This window comes from Streptomyces sp. NPDC001700 (assembly GCF_053596435.1).
Genome location: NZ_JBSFGE010000034.1, coordinates 1 through 16,791, shown reverse-complemented (window position 1 = coordinate 16,791; position 16,791 = coordinate 1). Strand labels below are relative to the sequence as shown.

Annotated in this window: 13 protein-coding genes and 1 riboswitch; of the genes, 4 read left to right on the top strand and 9 right to left on the bottom strand. The window is 73.0% G+C overall.

All coding sequences use genetic code 11. The features are described 5' to 3' along the window. Positions 1-45: 45 nt before the first annotated feature. From ACWC5C_RS37810 to ACWC5C_RS37790, 5 genes are all read right to left on the bottom strand, one after another. Entirely contained in the window at positions 46-1,365 is a 1,320-nt protein-coding gene (locus ACWC5C_RS37810) for a bifunctional 3,4-dihydroxy-2-butanone-4-phosphate synthase/GTP cyclohydrolase II (protein ID WP_450883153.1), read from the bottom strand. After that, a complete protein-coding gene (locus ACWC5C_RS37805) occupies positions 1,362-2,033 on the bottom strand; it encodes a nicotinamide mononucleotide transporter family protein (RefSeq protein WP_450883151.1) in 672 nt (223 codons plus the stop codon). Before ACWC5C_RS37805 ends, ACWC5C_RS37810 begins: the two co-directional genes overlap by 4 nt. Then, a complete protein-coding gene (locus ACWC5C_RS37800) occupies positions 2,030-2,650 on the bottom strand; it encodes a riboflavin synthase (protein WP_450883149.1) in 621 nt (206 codons plus the stop codon). The genes ACWC5C_RS37805 and ACWC5C_RS37800 overlap by 4 nt, the downstream gene beginning before the upstream one ends. Position 2,651: 1 nt before the next feature. Then, positions 2,652-3,734 carry a bifunctional diaminohydroxyphosphoribosylaminopyrimidine deaminase/5-amino-6-(5-phosphoribosylamino)uracil reductase RibD gene (ribD, locus tag ACWC5C_RS37795; RefSeq protein WP_450883276.1) on the bottom strand — a complete coding sequence of 361 codons (1,083 nt, stop codon included), beginning with the start codon at positions 3,732-3,734 and terminating at the stop codon, positions 2,652-2,654. A 185-nt stretch (positions 3,735-3,919) separates the two neighbouring features. Then, positions 3,920-4,050: riboswitch (FMN riboswitch) on the bottom strand. Between the two features lie 743 nt (positions 4,051-4,793). Further along, positions 4,794-6,098: an alginate lyase family protein gene (locus ACWC5C_RS37790; RefSeq protein ID WP_450883147.1), complete on the bottom strand. Its 1,305-nt coding sequence runs from the start codon at positions 6,096-6,098 to the stop codon at positions 4,794-4,796. A gap of 231 nt (positions 6,099-6,329) precedes the next feature. Between ACWC5C_RS37790 and ACWC5C_RS37785 the strand changes: the two genes are divergently transcribed. Then, positions 6,330-7,505, top strand: coding sequence for an MFS transporter (locus tag ACWC5C_RS37785; protein ID WP_450883274.1), 1,176 nt, complete (start codon positions 6,330-6,332; stop codon positions 7,503-7,505). A 20-nt stretch (positions 7,506-7,525) separates the two neighbouring features. Here ACWC5C_RS37785 and ACWC5C_RS37780 read toward each other — a convergent pair whose 3' ends face one another. Continuing rightward, entirely contained in the window at positions 7,526-8,995 is a 1,470-nt protein-coding gene (locus ACWC5C_RS37780; protein WP_450883145.1) for an FG-GAP repeat domain-containing protein, read from the bottom strand. A gap of 171 nt (positions 8,996-9,166) precedes the next feature. Here ACWC5C_RS37780 and ACWC5C_RS37775 point away from each other — a divergent pair, with 171 nt between their 5' ends. Next, on the top strand, positions 9,167-10,555 hold the full coding sequence (locus ACWC5C_RS37775) for a uracil-xanthine permease family protein (RefSeq protein ID WP_450883143.1): 1,389 nt from the start codon (positions 9,167-9,169) through the stop codon (positions 10,553-10,555). 710 nt (positions 10,556-11,265) lie between these two features. On the opposite strand, the gene ACWC5C_RS37770 is transcribed toward ACWC5C_RS37775, so the two are convergent. Then, positions 11,266-12,111, bottom strand: coding sequence for a helix-turn-helix transcriptional regulator (locus ACWC5C_RS37770; protein ID WP_450883141.1), 846 nt, complete (start codon positions 12,109-12,111; stop codon positions 11,266-11,268). A 142-nt stretch (positions 12,112-12,253) separates the two neighbouring features. Between ACWC5C_RS37770 and ACWC5C_RS37765 the strand changes: the two genes are divergently transcribed. Next, positions 12,254-13,141, top strand: a complete 888-nt coding sequence (locus ACWC5C_RS37765) for an NAD-dependent epimerase/dehydratase family protein (RefSeq protein ID WP_450883272.1) — start codon at positions 12,254-12,256, stop codon at positions 13,139-13,141. Positions 13,142-13,226: 85 nt separating this feature from the next. Then, positions 13,227-13,955 (top strand): DUF5995 family protein, encoded by a 729-nt coding sequence (locus tag ACWC5C_RS37760; protein WP_450883139.1) that lies wholly within the window; start codon positions 13,227-13,229, stop codon positions 13,953-13,955. Here the strand turns inward: ACWC5C_RS37760 and ACWC5C_RS37755 are convergent, their stop codons facing one another. Then, on the bottom strand, positions 13,956-15,665 hold the full coding sequence (locus tag ACWC5C_RS37755) for a flavin monoamine oxidase family protein (protein ID WP_450883137.1): 1,710 nt from the start codon (positions 15,663-15,665) through the stop codon (positions 13,956-13,958). Positions 15,666-15,723: 58 nt separating this feature from the next. After that, positions 15,724-16,521 carry a carbon-nitrogen hydrolase family protein gene (locus ACWC5C_RS37750; protein WP_450883135.1) on the bottom strand — a complete coding sequence of 266 codons (798 nt, stop codon included), beginning with the start codon at positions 16,519-16,521 and terminating at the stop codon, positions 15,724-15,726. Positions 16,522-16,791 lie beyond the last annotated feature (270 nt).

Here is a 16,791-nt window from a genome sequence, read left to right as displayed (position 1 = left end):
GTACAGGTGGTTCAACTGGCAGGTGGTTCTGCTGGCCAGGTGGTTCTACTGATTGCCGCAGGCGGACACGGGCTCCGGGCTCTCCGCCCTGCGGTCGCCCTCCAGCCAGGGCAGGTCGTGCCCCATCCGGTCCCGCTTGGTGCGCAGATAGCGCAGATTGTGCTCCCCGGCCTGGACGGGCATCGGCTCCCGGCCGGTGACCCGCAGCCCGTAGCGGACCAGGGCGGTGGTCTTCTCGGGGTTGTTGGTCATCAGCCGCAGGGAGCGCACGCCCAGGTCCGCCAGGATCTCGGCGCCCGCCGCGTAGTCGCGCGCGTCGGCGGGCAGGCCCAGCTCCAGGTTGGCGTCCAGGGTGTCCCGGCCCAGCTCCTGGAGCTGGTACGCGCGCAGCTTGGACAGCAGCCCGATGCCGCGGCCCTCGTGGCCGCGCAGATACAGCACCACGCCGCGGCCCTCGGCGGTCACCCGCTCCAGGGAGGCGTGCAGCTGGGGGCCGCAGTCGCAGCGCAGCGAGTGGAAGACGTCGCCGGTCAGGCATTCGGAGTGGACCCGGACCAGCACGTCCTCGCCGTCGCCGATGTCGCCCTGGACGAGCGCGATGTGCTCGACGCCGTCGGCGGTCGCGCGGTAGCCGTACGCCTGGAAGTCGCCGAAGGCGGTGGGCAGCCGGGTCTCTGCCTCGCGCCGCACGGCGGGCTCGGCGGCCCTGCGGTACGCGATCAGGTCGGCGATGGAGATGATCGCGAGGTCGTGCTTATGGGCGAAGGCGACCAGGTCGGGCAGGCGCAGCATCACGCCGTCCTCCCCCGCGATCTCGCAGATCACGGCCGCCGGGCGCAGTCCGGCCAGCCGGGCGAGGTCGACCCCGGCCTCGGTGTGGCCGTCGCGGGCGAGGACGCCGCCGGGGCGGGCGCGCAGCGGGAAGATGTGGCCGGGGCGCACCAGGTCGCCGGAGGAGGTCTCCGGGTCGGCCAGCAGGCGCAGCGTGGTGGCCCGGTCGGCGGCGGAGATGCCGGTGCTGACGCCGTGTTCGGGGGTGGCGTCGACGGAGACGGTGAACGCGGTCCGCATGGACTCGGTGTTCTCGTCGACCATCTGCGGCAGCCGCAGCCGGTCGAGGTCGGTCTCCTCCATGGGGGCGCAGATCAGTCCGCGGCACTCGTTCATCATGAAGGCGACGATCTCCGGGGTGATCGTCTGGGCGGCGGCGATGAGGTCGCCCTCGTTCTCCCGGTCCTCGTCGTCCACGACCACGACGGGACGGCCCGCCGTGATGTCGGCGATCGCCCGCTCGACGGTGTCCAACGCCAGTTCGTCGGGCGGCCAGGCGGCGGCGGTGGCGTCCTCGGTGTATGCCTCGCTCATGACACTGACACTCCTTCCATTGCGGGTGTGGGCGCGCTCGTCCGGGTCTTCTCGGTACGGGAGCGCAGCCACCAGTCGCGCGCGCCCCAGAGGACGAGTGCGAAGTAGATGACGTAGACGAGGCCGGAGAAGGCCAGTCCGCTGCTGAAGGCGAGCGGGACGCCGACCACGTCGACCAGCATCCACGCGAACCAGAACTCGATCAGGCCGCGGGCCTGGGCGACCATCGCGGCGAGGGTGCCGACGAAGATGTAGGCGTCGGGCCAGGGGTTCCAGGACAGCTCGGGGACGGCGGTGAAGAGGGCGCCGACGGCGAGCGTGCCGATCGCCAGGCCGGTGAGGAGCGCGGCGCGCTCGCGGCCGGTGGCGAAGCGGACGGCGACCGCGCCGCCCTCGTCGCGGCGGCCGCGCCGCCACTGCCGCCAGCCCCAGGCGGCGACGCCGATGACCAGGAGCTGCTTGCCGACGCCGCCGCTGAGGTGGGCCGAGGCGTAGGCGGCCACCAGGACGACGCCGGAGGCGAGTTGGGCGGGCCAGGTCCACAGGGAGCGGCGGCTGCCGAGCGCGAGGGCGAGCAGTCCTATGGTGTTGCCGATCGCGTCCGACCACAGGATGTGCTGGCCGAATATCTGCCCGGCCTCGGCGCCCAGCCAGTCGAGGGACATCATTCGATCGCTTCCTTGTCCTTGTCGGCGCCTTCGTGGTTGAGCAGCCGCTCGACGTATTTGGCGAGGACGTCCACTTCGAGGTTGACCGGGTCGCCCGGCTGCTTGACGCCGAGGGTGGTGAGGTCGAGCGTCGTCGGGATGAGGCTGACGGTGAAGTAGTCGGGGCCCGCGTCCACGACGGTCAGGCTGATGCCGTCGACCGTGATGGAGCCCTTCTCGACCACGTAGCGGCCGAGTCCGCCGGGCAGCGAGATCTTGACGATCTCCCAGTGCTCGGACGGCTCGCGCTCCACGAGGGTGCCGGTGCCGTCCACATGGCCCTGGACGAGATGGCCGCCGAGCCGCCCGCCGAGCGCCATGGGGCGCTCCAGGTTGACGCGGGAGCCGACGGTGAGCGCGCCGAGGCTGGAGCGGTTCAGGGTCTCGGCCATGACGTCGGCGCTGAAGTGGCCGTCTCCGGTGTCGACGACGGTGAGACAGACGCCGTTGACGGCGATCGAGTCGCCGTGCCGCGCCCCCTCGGTGACGACGGGGCCGCGGACCTGGAAGCGGGACGCGTCGTCCAGGTTCTCGACGGCGACGATCTCACCCAGTTCTTCGACAATTCCGGTGAACACGTCAGCTCTCCTCGGCGTGGGCGGTGGTGTCTGTGGTGGGGAAGGCGGTGATCCGCAGATCGGGGCCGAGCCGGGTGACATCGGCCGTATCGAGCCGCAACGCCTGCGCGATCGTGGTGATTCCGGCGTCGGCGAGGGCGGCGGGGCCCGCGCCGAGCAGGACGGGGGCGAGATAGCCGACGACCTTGTCGACGGCGCCCGCGCCGAGGAACGCCCCGGCGAGGGTGGGCCCGCCTTCCAGCAGGACGGAGCGGATACCTCGGTCGTGGAGGGCGGCGAGGAGCGCGGCGATGTCGAGCCCCTTTCCCGCACGGGGCAGCCGCACGCTCTCCGTCCCGGCGGGCAGTCGGCTGGTGTCGGCGTCCTCGGCCACGGCGACCAGCGTCGGCGCGGCGTCGTCCAGGATGCGGGCGCCCGGCTTCAGGGCGGTGGCGTCGGTGTCGACGGCGACCCGCAGCGGCTGGGTGACGCCCTCCCGGTCGCGTACGGCGAGGTGCGGATCGTCGGCGCGCAGGGTGCCGGAGCCGACGACCACGGCGTCCGCCTCGGCGCGCAGCCGGTGCACATCGGCGCGGGCGGCGGCGGAGGTGATCCAGCGGCTGGTGCCGTCTGCGGCCGCGCTGCGGCCGTCCAGGGTGGCGGCGTACTTCCACAGCACGAAGGGGCGGCCGCGGCGCATCGCGGTCAGCCACGCCTCGTTGACCGCCGCCGCCTCGTCGCCCAGCGGCCCGGCCGCGACGTCGACCCCGGCGGCGGCGAGGGTCGCGGCGCCGCCGCGCGCCTGGGCGGTGGGGTCGGGGACGGCGTAGCGGACGCGGGCGATCCCGGCGTCGATGAGCGCCTGGGCGCAGGGTCCGGTGCGGCCGGTGTGGTTGCAGGGTTCGAGGGTGACCAGCGCGGTCCCGCCGCGGGCCCGCTCCCCCGCCGCGCGCAGGGCGTGCACCTCGGCGTGCGGGCCGCCCGCGCGCTGGTGCCAGCCCTCGCCGACCTGCTGTCCTTCGGCGTCGAGGATGACGCACCCGACGACGGGGTTGGGGCTGGTGTGCCCGAGACCACGGGCGGCGAGCACGACGGCACGGCGCATCGCCTGGGCTTCTGTGCCGGGTGCGGGGGCCACCGGGTCCTCCTGCCTCTTCGGGCACGGACTCCGGGGCTGTCGGAAACGACATGGAACGGGAACGCCGCCGCCGGGACGCCGGGATCGCTACGTACGGCTCGCGCCGGAAGCGCGGCCGCCGCGAAGACGGCGCACCGGTGATGTCGCTACCGCCACGCACTGCCTCCCATCCGGACTTTAACCGTCGGTCCAGGAATTTCACCTGGTCAACCGGCCGCTGGCGGCGGACGGGTCGCGGACTATAACCGCCGGTTCGGATTTTCACCGACCCCGGAGTGCGCTGACGTCACTGGTACGGCCCCAGTGTGCCACGGCGATCACCGCAGGTGGGACCCGGCCCCCATGTGTGCTGCCTCACCCACCCACCGCCCCCTTCCCCGAACCGGGGCCCAGCCCCGGCCCCCGGCGCGGAACCGATCGCCGCGCGGCGGCGCGGCGGGCACTGCGGTGGCCAACGCCGGATGCGGGCTTTCGCCCACCCCGCCCCTTCCCGAAACCGAGGGCCCAGCCCCCGGACCCCCGCCCCGCAACCGGGACACGGCACGCAACCGCCCGCCGCGCAGCAGCGCGACGGGCACTGCGGTGGCCAAGCCGGACGCGGACATTCCCCCACCCCACCCCTTCCCAAAACCGAGAGCCCAGCCCCCGGACCCCCGCCCCGCAACCGGGACACGGCACGCAACCGATCGCCGCGGCTTCGGCCGGGGCGCCGTTGCGGGGTTGGGCTCGCGGTGCGCACCGCACGGCTGAGCCAGCGTCGGGCGTGGCGGGTCGCACCGGGCTCCTGGGGTCCAGCCGCAGCGCCCGCCGGGCCCCGGGCTGCCGGGTGGGAAGACGGGCGGGCGGGCGGGCCGCGTAGTAGCTCGCCCGCCCGCCGTTCGCCCGCTGGCAAGCAGGGGTCCGGGGTCCGGGGCTTGCCCCGGTTTCGGGAAGGGGCGGGGTGGGGGAAGAGTCGCCCCCGCGTTCCGCGCCCCGGCTGCGGGCCGGGGCCCGGGGCTTGCCCCGGGTTCGGCGAAAGGTGGAGGGCTAGCCCTGGGCGATGCTGTCCAACTGTTCCACCGCCGGGCGCAGGGACCAGAGGTCGCCGCTCGGTGGGGGCTGGAGTTTGGGGAGGGCGGCGCGGGCTCGGCGGTCGCCCGCGTCGGCCGCCGCGTGCACGATGTCGCTCGCGGCGTACGCCTTGAACTCCAGGTCGGGGTACGGCCACGGCTTCGCCCCGGTGGCGGCGGGCAGCAGGAAGTCGACGGCCTTGAAGAGGTTCGAGCCGGTGGGGCCGGTGTAGCGCCACAGGTCGACGCCGACGTGCCGCCCGATGGCCGCCATCCGCGTGTAGGCGACGAGGTTGAACGTGGAGTAGTGGAAGCTCCGGGTGCGGGCGAGTTCCTGGGGCTGGCTGCCGTCGGCCGCGATCTGGGTGTCGATGCGCTGGGTCCGGGCGTCGCGCAGCACCTTGCGGGCGAGGTCGCGGTCGCCCACGGCGGTGGCGATGGCGGCGATCTGCATGTCGGCGAAGGTGCCGTGGTTGTTGTCGGCCGCGCTCTCCTCCTTGCCGAAGTCGCTGTTCACCAGCCAGTCCAGGAACTGCTTGTTCCAGGTGCGGAAGCCCGCGTGGTCGGCGCGCGACCAGCCCGGGGCGCCGGTGTCGAGGATGGCGGCGGCGTCCAGGAGGCTGGTGAAGCCCTGGGAGAAGTCGATGATGCCGATGGAGCGGCCGTCGTACATGCACGGGATGAACTGGGCGTGGTTCAGGCTCGGGTTCATCCGGGTCGCCGGGGTGACGAACCAGGTGCGCAGGATGTCGGCGGCGTGCTCAGCGTAGCCGCGCTTGCCGGTGTAGTACCAGGCGAGGGACAGCTCGTAGGCGGATTCGAAGACCTTCCCGACCTCGGGCCGGTCCGTCATCTTGTCCACATCGGGGTTCCGTTGGCCATCCTTCTGAACGTACGGGCAGCCATACGGGTTGTCGTCGGTCTTCGGCTTGCTGGGCCACCAGTAGGGGGCCTGGCTGAAGTAATCGTGCTTGTCACCGCTGGGCGGCACCTGGTCCTTGTCGGTGACGGTCCACGGCCCCTGGGTCATCCACTGGTCGGCCTGGGTGGTCAGATCGCGCAGGGTCCGCTTCAGCGGCCGGTCCCCGAGCTGCAGTTTCAGCTTGGTGAGGGCCAGCCTGGGGCCGTCGAGCACCACCGTGTCCGGCACCCGGCCGGGCCACCGGCCGCGCTCGGCGCCGTGGGCGGACGGCGTCGCCAGGGTGGCCAGGAGGACGAGCAGGGCGGCGAGGGCGACGAGGACGCGGGTGGGTCTCCCGCGCTCCGCTGGAGTCGCGACCATCGGGCACTCCAATCAGATATCTGAACCGAATTCAGAATCGAGATTGGAGGTCAGAGTAGGACTGGATCATGAGCACGACAAGAGATCGTGCGGAAATAGCCTTGAGCCGGACGGCGGGGCATGCGCAGAGTACGGACATGAGCAGCGACGAGCGCCATGAGCGGCGGATGACCGGATGAGCGAGTGAGCGGCGGTACGGAACCGCCCCCGCGTGACGTACGGCGCGCCCGCATGGCCGTCGCCACGGTGTTCGCGGTCCACGGCGCGGTCACCGGCAACTTCGCCACCCGTATCCCCTGGGTGCAGGAGCAGTTGGGCATCAGCGCGGGCCAGCTCGGCATCGCCCTCGCGTTCCCCGCCATCGGCGCGTCCTGCGCGATGCCCCTCGCGGGAGCGATCAGCCACCGCTTCGGCGTCCGCACCGCGCTGCGCGGGCTGATCGCCCTGTGGTGTCTGGCGCTCGTCCTGCCCCCGCTCTCCCCCGGCCTGGTGTGGCTGTGCGGCGCGCTCTTCGTCTACGGGGCGACCGCCGGGATGGCCGACGTCGCCATGAACGCCCTCGGCGTGGAGATCGAGGAACGGCTCGGCCGGTCGATCATGTCCGGGCTGCACGGCATGTGGAGCCTGGGCGCGCTGCTCGGCTCGGCGGCGGGCACGGTGGCCGCCCACGCGGGCACCGACGCCCGGGTGCACCTCGCGATCGCCGCCGCGGTGCTCACGCTGCTGGGCACCGGCGCCTGCCGGTGGGTCCTCGACCTGCGCAGCGCCCCCGAGCAGCAGCCACCGCCGCGCTTCGCCCTGCCGCCCCGCTCCGCGCTGGTCATCGGCGCGGTGGGGTTCTGCGCGGTCTTCGCCGAGGGCGCGAGCCTCGACTGGTCGGCGGTGTATCTGCGCGAGGTGCTGGGCTCCTCCCCCGGCGTCGCCGCCGCCTGCACCACGGCCTTCTCCTGCATGATGGCCGCCGCCCGGTTCGCCGGTGACGCGGTGGTGGGCCGGTTCGGCCCGGTGCGGACCGTACGGGCGGGCGGCGTGCTGGCCACGCTCGGCGGGGTGCTGGTGGTCACGGCCACCGGCCCGGTGCCCGCGATCGCCGGGTTCGGCCTCATCGGCCTGGGCATCGCGGTCGTCGTCCCCCTCGCCTTCGCCGCCGCCGGGCGCAGCGGCCCGGCGCCGAGCCAGGCGATCGCGGGCGTCGCGACGATCACGTACACCTCGGGCCTGATCGCCCCGGCGGCGATCGGCTCGATCGCCGACATGACCTCGCTGACCGCCTCGTTCGGCCTGGTCACGGCGCTGTCGCTGGGGCTGGTGGCCGGGGCCGGGGTGCTACGCGGCTCCGCCGCGGCGGCCCCGGACCGCGCCGTGTCCGCTCCGGCGGACCGTACCCCCGATACGACGGCCTCCTAGCCGGTCATGAACTGCATGAACTAGTCGCTCACGAACTCCGTCGTGGCGAAGGAGGTCTTGTCCCGGGAGCCGGTGCCGTCCGTGATCCACCAGTGGGTGGGCTGCTGGCCGTACGGACCGGTGGAGACGCCGGAACCCCAGTTCAGGACCAGCTCGTCCTTGCCGTCACCGTCGAAGTCACCCGCCCCCACGGGATGGGTGCGCCGGTCCTTCGCGGACATCTTCCGGCCGTCGGCCTTCGCGGGGCCCTTGCGCAGGACCGGGGTGCGGCGGTCGCCGTCGACGAACGTGGCGCCCTCGTACGTGGCGACCAGGATGCCGTCGCGGCCGTCACCGTCCGGGTCGGCGGCCGTGTACCCACCGGCCGCTTCGTACCCCTCATCGGCGGGCACCGCGGCGGGCGACCGGTGGACGACCGGATCCCCTCCGCTGCCGGGGTACACGGTGAGCGATCCGGAGACGTCCGACGGCTCGGTCTCGTTGCCGGGTTCGTCGTTGCGGGAGCCGTCGTCCCCGATGGCCACATCGCGCTTCCCGTCGCCGTCGAAGTCGCCGAACGCGTGGGCGTTCCCGGCGCGCAGCTTCTTCCCCTCGGCGGACAGGCCGGTGCCGCGGCGGGCCGGGTAGAGGGTGTTGCCGGACTGCTCGCCGTCGCTGATGGCGTGGACCAGGAGGGAGGTCGCGCGGGACGTGCCGGACGGGTCGATGGTGTCCGCGGCCAGGTCACCGTCCGTCCACGGCAGGGAGGTGTCAGTACGCTTCAGCTCGCCGGAGCGGGTGAACGGGCCGTACAGCACCACCCCGGAGGACTGGTTCTGGGCGAGCCCCGCGAGGTCGTGGTGGCCGTCGCCGTCGAAGTCGCCGCGTACCACGGAGGTCACGCCCAGCTTGGACGCGCTCTCCGGCAGCCTCACCGGGGTCGCCTCGGCGCCCTGACCGGAGCGACCGGGCCCGCCGGGCCCGCCCCAGGTGACGTGCGGGACGGTGCGCGCGGCGCTGATGTTCCCGTCGTCCGCCATCTCCCCCTCCGCGGTCGTCACGACGTCCGAGAAGCCGTCGCCGTCCAGATCGGCGGTCACCACGTTGTCGGTGGGGACGTGCTCGGGGCCCGCGCCCGGGGTGGTGTCCGGGGCGGCGGGCAGGCCCAGGGCGCGGCGGCCGTGGACCGTGCGGGTCGCGGGGTCGAGGCCCTTCGCCGAGCCGTAGACCACCGCGACGCGCTCGTCCCGGCCGGTCTTCTCCGGGTCGCGCCGGGCCGGGGCGGGCAGTACGAGGTCCCGGTGGCCGTCCCCGTTGAGGTCGTCCGGGTCCTTCGACCCCTTTCCCTGGCCCGGTGCCCGGCTCTCGGCGGGCGCGCTGGGCTGCCCCTTCGAGGAGGACGGTCCGCCGCCGTCCGCGCCGCCGCATCCGGTGAGCGGGGCGAGTACGAGACAGACGGCGCCGACGGCGAGGGCGGGGCGGGTGGCGTGGGAGGTGGATCGAAATGCCATGCGCTCGACCCTCACACTTCATAGGGCGTCAACTCCATGGAAGCGGAACGACTGTTGCCCAGTTGTCGATCAATCGTCGGGTTGGGCCCCCGCCATCAGGTGCAAGGTGCACATTTTCGGCCAACTAACATTGCTCCGATCCCCCCGTACGTGTGATGAAGTGGAGCACTCATGGGCCTCGGCATGCGCTGGACCCTGCACGGCGACGGGCGCACCCCCGCCCCCGGAGCCGTCGTCCGGCCGGATGAGCGGCTGTCGTGGCCGAGGACGGCGGGCCTCGGCGCCCAGCATGTCGTGGCGATGTTCGGTGCGAGTTTCGTCGCCCCGGTCCTGATGGGGCTCGACCCCAACCTCGCGATCATGATGTCCGGGGTCGCGACCATGCTGTTCCTGGTGGCCACGCGCGGCCGGGTGCCCAGCTATCTGGGCTGCAGCCTGTCGTTCGTCGGCGTGGCCGCCGTGATCCGGGCGCAGGGCGGCGGCAGCGCCGCCGTCACCGGGGCGATCCTGGTGGTGGGCGGCGCGCTGCTGCTGAGCGGGCTCGCGGTGCGGCGGTTCGGGGCGCGCGTCATCCACGCGGCGATGCCGCCCGTGGTGACCGGTGCGGTGGTCATGCTGATCGGCTTCAACCTCGCGCCGGTGACCGCCACGACGTACTGGCCCGCCGACCAGTGGACCGCGCTGCTGACCATGCTGGTCACCGCGGCGGCCGTGGTCTGTCTGCGCGGCTTCTGGTCGCGGATCGCGATCTTCCTCGGGCTGGTCTTCGGCTACGCGGTCTCCTGGGTCTTCGACCGCGCCTTCGGCCAGATCCACTCGATCGACGGCAGCGGGAAGGTCACCGACCACTGGCGGCTGGACCTGTCCGGCGTCACCAAGGCCGACTGGGTCGGACTGCCGTCCCTGCACGCGCCCGAGTTCCACTGGTCGGCGATCCTGGTCGCGCTGCCGGTCGTCATCGCGCTGATCGCCGAGAACGCCGGGCATGTGAAGGCCGTCGGCGAGATGATCGGCGACCCGCTCGACGACCAGCTCGGCACGGCGATCGCGGCGGACGGCGCCGCGACCGTGCTGTCGACCGCGGTCGGCGGCCCGGCCACCACCACGTACTCCGAGAACATCGGCGTCATGGCCGCCACCCGCGTCTACTCCACCGCCGCGTACTGGACCGCCGCCGGATTCGCCCTCCTCTTCGGGCTCTGCCCGAAGTTCGGCGCGGTCGTGGCGGCGGTGCCGGGCGGGGTGCTGGGCGGCATCACCGTGATCCTGTACGGCATGATCGGCCTGCTCGGCGCGCAGATCTGGGTGCACAACGGGGTGGACCTGCGGAACCCGCTGAACCTGGTGCCGGTGGCGGCGGGTGTGGTGATCGGCGTCGGCGGCGTGAACCTGAAGGTCAGCGACAACTTCGAGCTGAGCGGGATCGCACTCGGGACGATCGTGGTGATCGTCGGCTACCACGCGCTGCGGGCGCTGGCGCCGGAACACCTCAAGCCGTCCCGGGAGCCGCTGCTGGACGCGGGGACGAGCGCGTACGACGACGAGGGCCGCACGCCGTAGGCGCTGTCCTCCCCACCCCGCCCCTTCCCGAACCGGGGACACCCCGGGCCCCGGTGCGGGTGCGGTCCCGCCTTTGGCGGAAGGGGACTTCTCGGGCCCGGCGGACCCGGCGGACCCGGCGCGGGACGGCGCGGGCAGCGCGCACGACGGCCGCGTACCGCAGGCCCGTCCCCCGAACCCGGGACACCCCGGACCCCGTGGGTGCGGCACGGCTGCTCGCCCGCGAAGTCCCGCCCTGGCGCGGCAGTCCCGGCGTACGACGACGGCCGCGCGGCGTCGGGTCTCTCCCCAGCCCCGCCCCTTCCCGAAACCGGGGATACCCCGGACCCCGACGCGCGTGGCAGGCGGCCACTCGCGCTCTGCGCGCGGCCCGACGCGACGCCCGACCCTGCGGCCCCGGCTCGGGCGGAGTCCGCCGCCCCGGCGGCAAGCGCGTACGACGACGGCCGCGCGCCGCCGGGTGGCGCCCCGGTCGTGTCCCTGGGCCTCTGCTGGGGCTGCGGGCCGGGCTGGACTCGTAGGCTTGCCCGGGTCCGAGAAGCCACCGGACCTGCGACATGCCCGCAGCGCTGGGCACCGCCCGAGGGCGTGTCCGCCCAGCCTCTGCACGGCGCGCCGGGAGCACCAGCGTCCGGCCCCGAGGGCCCCGGGGGGGCCGGAGTGTCCCCGGATTCGGGAAGGGGCGGGGTGGGGGATGAAGGCCCCCGGGGTCAGGGGCTGGGGGTCAGGTCCTGGAGGCCTACCACCCGTAGCAGCTCCAGGCGCTCGGCCGACTCGCTGCCCGGGGCCGCCGTGTGGACGATCAGGCGCTGGGCGTGTTCCGTGCTCAGCAGCACCTCGCACTCCAGCTCCAGCGCCCCCACCACCGGGTGCACGAACCGTTTGACGGTCGAGCGGCGCACCGCGACCTCATGGGTCTCCCACAGCGCCGCGAACTCCGCGCTCCCCGCGAGCAGTTCGGCGACCAGGGCCGCCGGGCCCGGGTCGTCGGGGCGGGCGGCGACCACCGCGCGGAGGGCGGCTACGTGGGTGCGGGCGTGCTCGCCGAGGTCGACGGACGGGAAGATCGCGGTGCCGGGGCGCCGGAGGAAGAAGCTGCGGAGGATGTTGCGGTCTTTCGGCGGGCGGGCGGTGATGTCGCCGACCAGGGCGGCCGCCATCGCGTTCTGCGCGAGCACATCGCCCCAGTCGGTGATCACCTGCGCCGGGGTGTCGTACAGCCGGTCCAGGACCCGCAGCAGCCCCGGGCGCACATGCCCGGACGTGGTCGCGGCGCGCGGCGGTTCCTCCCCGACCAGGTGGAAGAGGTGGTCGCGCTCGTCGTCGGTGAGCCGTAGCGCACGCGCCAGCGCGGTCAGCATCTGGCGGGACGGGCGCGGGCCACGGGCCTGTTCCAGCCGGGTGTAGTAGTCCGTGGACATGCCGGTGAGCTGGGCGACCTCCTCCCGGCGCAGTCCGGGCGTACGCCGCCGAGGGCCAGGGGTGAGCCCCACGTCGGCGGGGCCGAGGCGGGCGCGGCGGCGGCGCAGGAAGTCCGCGAGTTCCGTTCGGTGCACGCCCACCATCGTCGCGCCACGGCCCGCCCGTATCCAGGGTCTGCCGATCCCTGGATACGGAGGTCTCTCCCGGTGTCCTGGTCAGCGGGCGCAGGGTGAGCCCGTGAGCCCAACCAATCGAGACGAAGGGCGGTTGTTCGCGATGCCGTTGATTCTGGTGACGGGTGTGACGGGCCGGGTGGGGCAGCGGTTCGCGAAGCGGCTGCTGGCGGAGGCCCGGTCCGGGACCGAGGTGCGGGTGCTGGTCCGCGACGAGGAGCGGGGCGCGCCGTTCGCGGCGCTCGGCGCGCAGGTGGCGGTCGGCGATCTGCGCGAGGAGAAGGATCTGCGGAAGGCGATGGACGGGGCGCACGCCGTCGTCAACATCGCGGCGGCGTTCCGTGGGGTGCCGGACGAGGAGGCGTGGGCGGTCAACCGGGACGCCGCGGTGGCCCTGGGACGGGCCGCGGTCGAGGCGGGTACGAGCCGGTTCGTCCAGGTCAGCACGAATCTCGTGTACGGCGCCTCGCGCGGGCGGCCGCTGGTGGAGGACGACGAGAGCGTGCCCGAAGGCGCGTTGCTGTGGGGCGCGTACCCCGCCTCGAAGGCGGAGGCCGAGCGGGAACTGCTGGCGCTGCACCGGGACCACGGCCTCGACCTGCGGATCGGCAGTCTGGCCTTCGTATACGGGGACGGCGACCCGCATCTGGTCGAATCGCTCCAGCTGGCCGGGGCCTGGGCCGGGAACCAGCGGCTCGCCATGGTCCACCACGCGGATGTGACGCAGGCGCTGCTGCGGCTGCTGCGCGCCCCCGGCGGCACGGCGGGCGGCTCGGTGTCGGGGCGGAAGTACAACATCGTGGACGACGCCCCGGCGACCATCGTCGAGCTGCATCAGATCCTCGGGGTGCCGCTCCCCGAGGGCCTGACCGAGCGGACGGACAGCGACACCTGGTTCGGGTGCACCTCCAACCTGCGGCTGCGCGAGGAGCTGGGCTGGCGTCCGCTGTACCCGTCGATGTGGACGGCGCGCGACGCGGGGGCGCTGTAAAAGCGTCACGAAACGCTCCGCCGTACGGGGGATGTGACGGCACACCGACCGCCGACAAGCAGCGCGCGCTGCCACGCTGTTCCCCATGACGATGCCGATGCCGATGCCCGCCCAGCGGCTCACCGCGCCGCGCACCGTACGGAGCGTCGTGGCGCGCATGCGCGCGCTCGGCGCGGCGCTGCCGCCCGAGGACGGGGTGGCGGTCTTCAACCGGGTGTATCTGCAGGTCACCGAGGAGGTCGGCCGCCGCCTCGGCACCGGCGGCTTCCAGGACCCGGCCGCCACCGAGGAGTTGGACGTACGGTTCGCCTGCCGCTATCTGGCGGCGGTCGACGCGGGGGCGGTCGACGCGGGGGCGGCCGGGCGGCGGCCCCCGGCCTGCTGGCGGCCGCTGTTCGAGCTGCGCGGCCACCCCGGCGTCCGCCCGGTGCAGTTCGCACTCGCCGGGATCAACGCCCATATCGGCCATGACCTGGCGCTCGCGCTGGTGGACACCTGCCGGGCCCGGAACACGGAACCGGCCGCCCTGGAGGGCGACTTCGACCAGGTCGGGGCCATGCTGACCGATATGGAGCAGCGGATCCGGGAGGAGCTGATGCCCGGCCCGGATCCGCTGGAGGCGGCCGATCCGCTCACCCATCTCGTCGGCTCGTGGAGCCTGGACAAGGCGCGGGACGCCGCGTGGGCGTCGTTCCGCGCCCTGTGGGGCCTGCGGGCGCTGCCGGAGCTGGTGGAGGAGTTCACGGAGCGGATCGACAAGACCGTGGGCCTGGTCGGGCGGTGCCTGCTCGCTCCCCTGCCGTCCTCCGGATGATCAGTCCTCCGGGAGTTCGACGGGCGCGATCTCGTCGTACACGTCGCCAGGACCCGGGTTGTGCGCATCGGTGGCGCCGCCGAAGCGGTGCATGACGCCCCACACCGCGTTGAGCGCGGTCTGTACGGCGCCCTCGGCCCATCCCGCGGTCCAGGAGATGTCGTCCCCCGCGAGGAAGATGCCGCGCTGATCCGCGGGCAGCCGGTCCTGCATGAAGTGGGTGAACAGCCGCCGCTGGTAGCGGTAGTGGCCGGGCAGGTTGGCCTTGAACGCGCCCATGAAGTACGGCTCGTTCTCCCACGACACCGTGACCGGGCTGCCGATGATGTGCTTGCGGATGTCCACCTTCGGATAGATCTCCGACAGCGACTTCAGCATGACCTCCATCCGCTCGTTCGCGGACAGCGGCAGCCACTTGAGGCTGTCGTCGCACCAGGTGTACGAGAGGCAGATCACGGCGGGCTGGTCCGGGCCGTTGTCCAGGAGGTACGTACCGCGGGTCATCCGGTCGGTGAGCGTCATGCTCATCGTGTCCCGGCCGGTCTCCTCGTCCTTGTCGAGCCAGAACGGCCGGTCGACGGGGACGAAGAGCTTGCTGGACTCCATGTAGTGGGTGCGCTCGATCGCCGTCCAGTGGTCGATCGGGAAGAGCGAATCATCGCAGTCGATCTTGGAGAGCAGCATCCAGGACTGCGCGGTGAAGACGACCGACCGGTACGAGCGGATGTCACCGTCCGCGTCCGTCACCACGATCCTGTCCCCCGCGGCGCGGTGCAGCCGGGTCACGGCGGGGCGCGGTGCGCCGTCGTGCAGGGAGGACAGCGAGGTGCCGTGCGCCCAGTGGACGATCTTCTCGGGCTCGCGCTCCCACAGCCGCAGCGGAAGCTGCTGGCTGCCGCCGACGATGCCGCGGTGGTGGTCGTCGGCCTCGGTGTAGACGACGCGCAGGATCTCCAGGATGGAGTTGGGGAAGTCGGTGTCCCAGCCGCCGGTGCCGAAGCCGACCTGGCCGAAGATCTCGCGGTGGCGGAAGGAGGTGAAGGCCGAGGAGTTACAGAGGAAGCCGTAGAACGTCTGGTTGTCGAGCTTCTCCACGAGCTTCGCCCAGATCTCGCGGATGCGCGGGACGTCGCGCTCGCGGATGGCGCGGTTCATGTCGGAGAAGTCCGCGCCCTCCTCCAGGCAGGCGTTCCAGGCGTCCGCGACCTCGCGGTACACCTGCGGCAGGTCGTCGATGGTGCGGGCGTAGTGGGACTCGCCCTTGAGGTCGACGACGGTGGACGGGGTCTCCGGGGCCAGCGGGTTGGGGAACGGCTCGGTGACGAGGCCGACCAGGTCGATGTAGTGCTGGAGCGCGGTGGAGGACGGCGGGAACCGCATCGCGCCCATCTCGGCGGTCAGCTCCCCGTCGCAGCCCTCGAACCCGACAGTGCGCAGCCGCCCGCCGATCCGGTCGGCCTCGTACACGACGGGCTTCAGGCCCATCTTCATCAGCTCGTACGCGGCCACGATGCCGGACAGCCCGCCGCCGATGACCGCGACCTCGCTGCCGTGCTCGGTCGCCGGTATCTGGCCGAGGCCCGCCGGGTGGGCGAGGAAGTCGTCGTAGGCGTACGGGAAGTCCGGGCCGAACATCGTGACCGGCGGAAGGCTGTCGGTGTGCTCGGACTCGTGCTCGTCGTGGACGGCGGTGGGCACCGTGGACGTCATCGGGTACGGACTCCTTGCGGATCGAGCGAGGGTGAGGGTGAAGGCGAGGAGGGCGGGGTCAGCCGAGGGACCCGTACAGCCCGGGGCGGCGGTCGCGCAGGTAGGTGTTGATCCGGCGCGAGGTGGCCAGCAGCCTGGGGTCGGCGTCGCCGAGGACCAGTTCCTCGGAGCGACCCGCCCGGGCGCGCATGGTGCCGTCGGGACCGGCCAGGCAGCTCAGCCCGATGAAGTCGAACTCGCCCTCGGGGCCGCTGCGGTTGACGTACGCGATGTACATCTGGCTCTCGAAGGCCCGTACGGGGACGAGGGATTCGGCGACGAACTGGAAGGGGTGCATCTGCGCGGTCGGCACGAGCAGCAGATCGGTCCCGGCCAGGGCGTGGGCCCGGACGTTCTCCGGGAACTCCACGTCGTAGCAGATCATGATGCCGATGGTCAGCCCGCCCAGCGTGGCCTGGACGACGGGGGTGTCACCGGGGGTGAACCAGTCGTTCTCGAAGCAGCCGAAGAGGTGGGTCTTGCGGTAGTTGGCGAGCGCGGTGCCGTCGGGGCCGACCAGGCGGGCGGAGTTGTGGACGGCCTGCCCGGCGCGCTCCGGGTAGCCGTAGAGGACCGCGATGCCGTGCTCGGCGGCGATCTCGGACACGGCCCGGCCGCTCGGCCCGTCGGCGGGCTCGGCCAGCCGGTGCACACCGTCGCCGATGGCGTAGCCCGTGAGGAACATCTCGGACGTGACCAGCAGCCCGGCCCCGTCCGCGGCGGCGCGCTCGGCGGCGGCGTCGAGGGCCTTGAGGTTACGGGCGGGGTCGCCGGGGTGACCGGAGCTCTGGAGCAGGGCGGTGCGCAGCGGCGGCATGAAGACCTCTGGGGAGACGTGACCGTACACAGAAAACGGTACGTTGCGCCGAGATCGGCCGACAAGCCGCGATCGTTGCGCGCTCCGCGTGGATCCGTTACGCGTTTTCGGCCCCGTACGGCGATTCATTGCGTCGATGACTCATCGCGGCCATTCATGTGCCGGGGCCGGGGGGGGGGGGGGGGCGGGCGCCCCCCCCCCCCCCCACACCCAACCCGGGGGGGCCCCGGGGGTGAGGCGCCGGCCCGGGGGCACCACCACCACCCACAA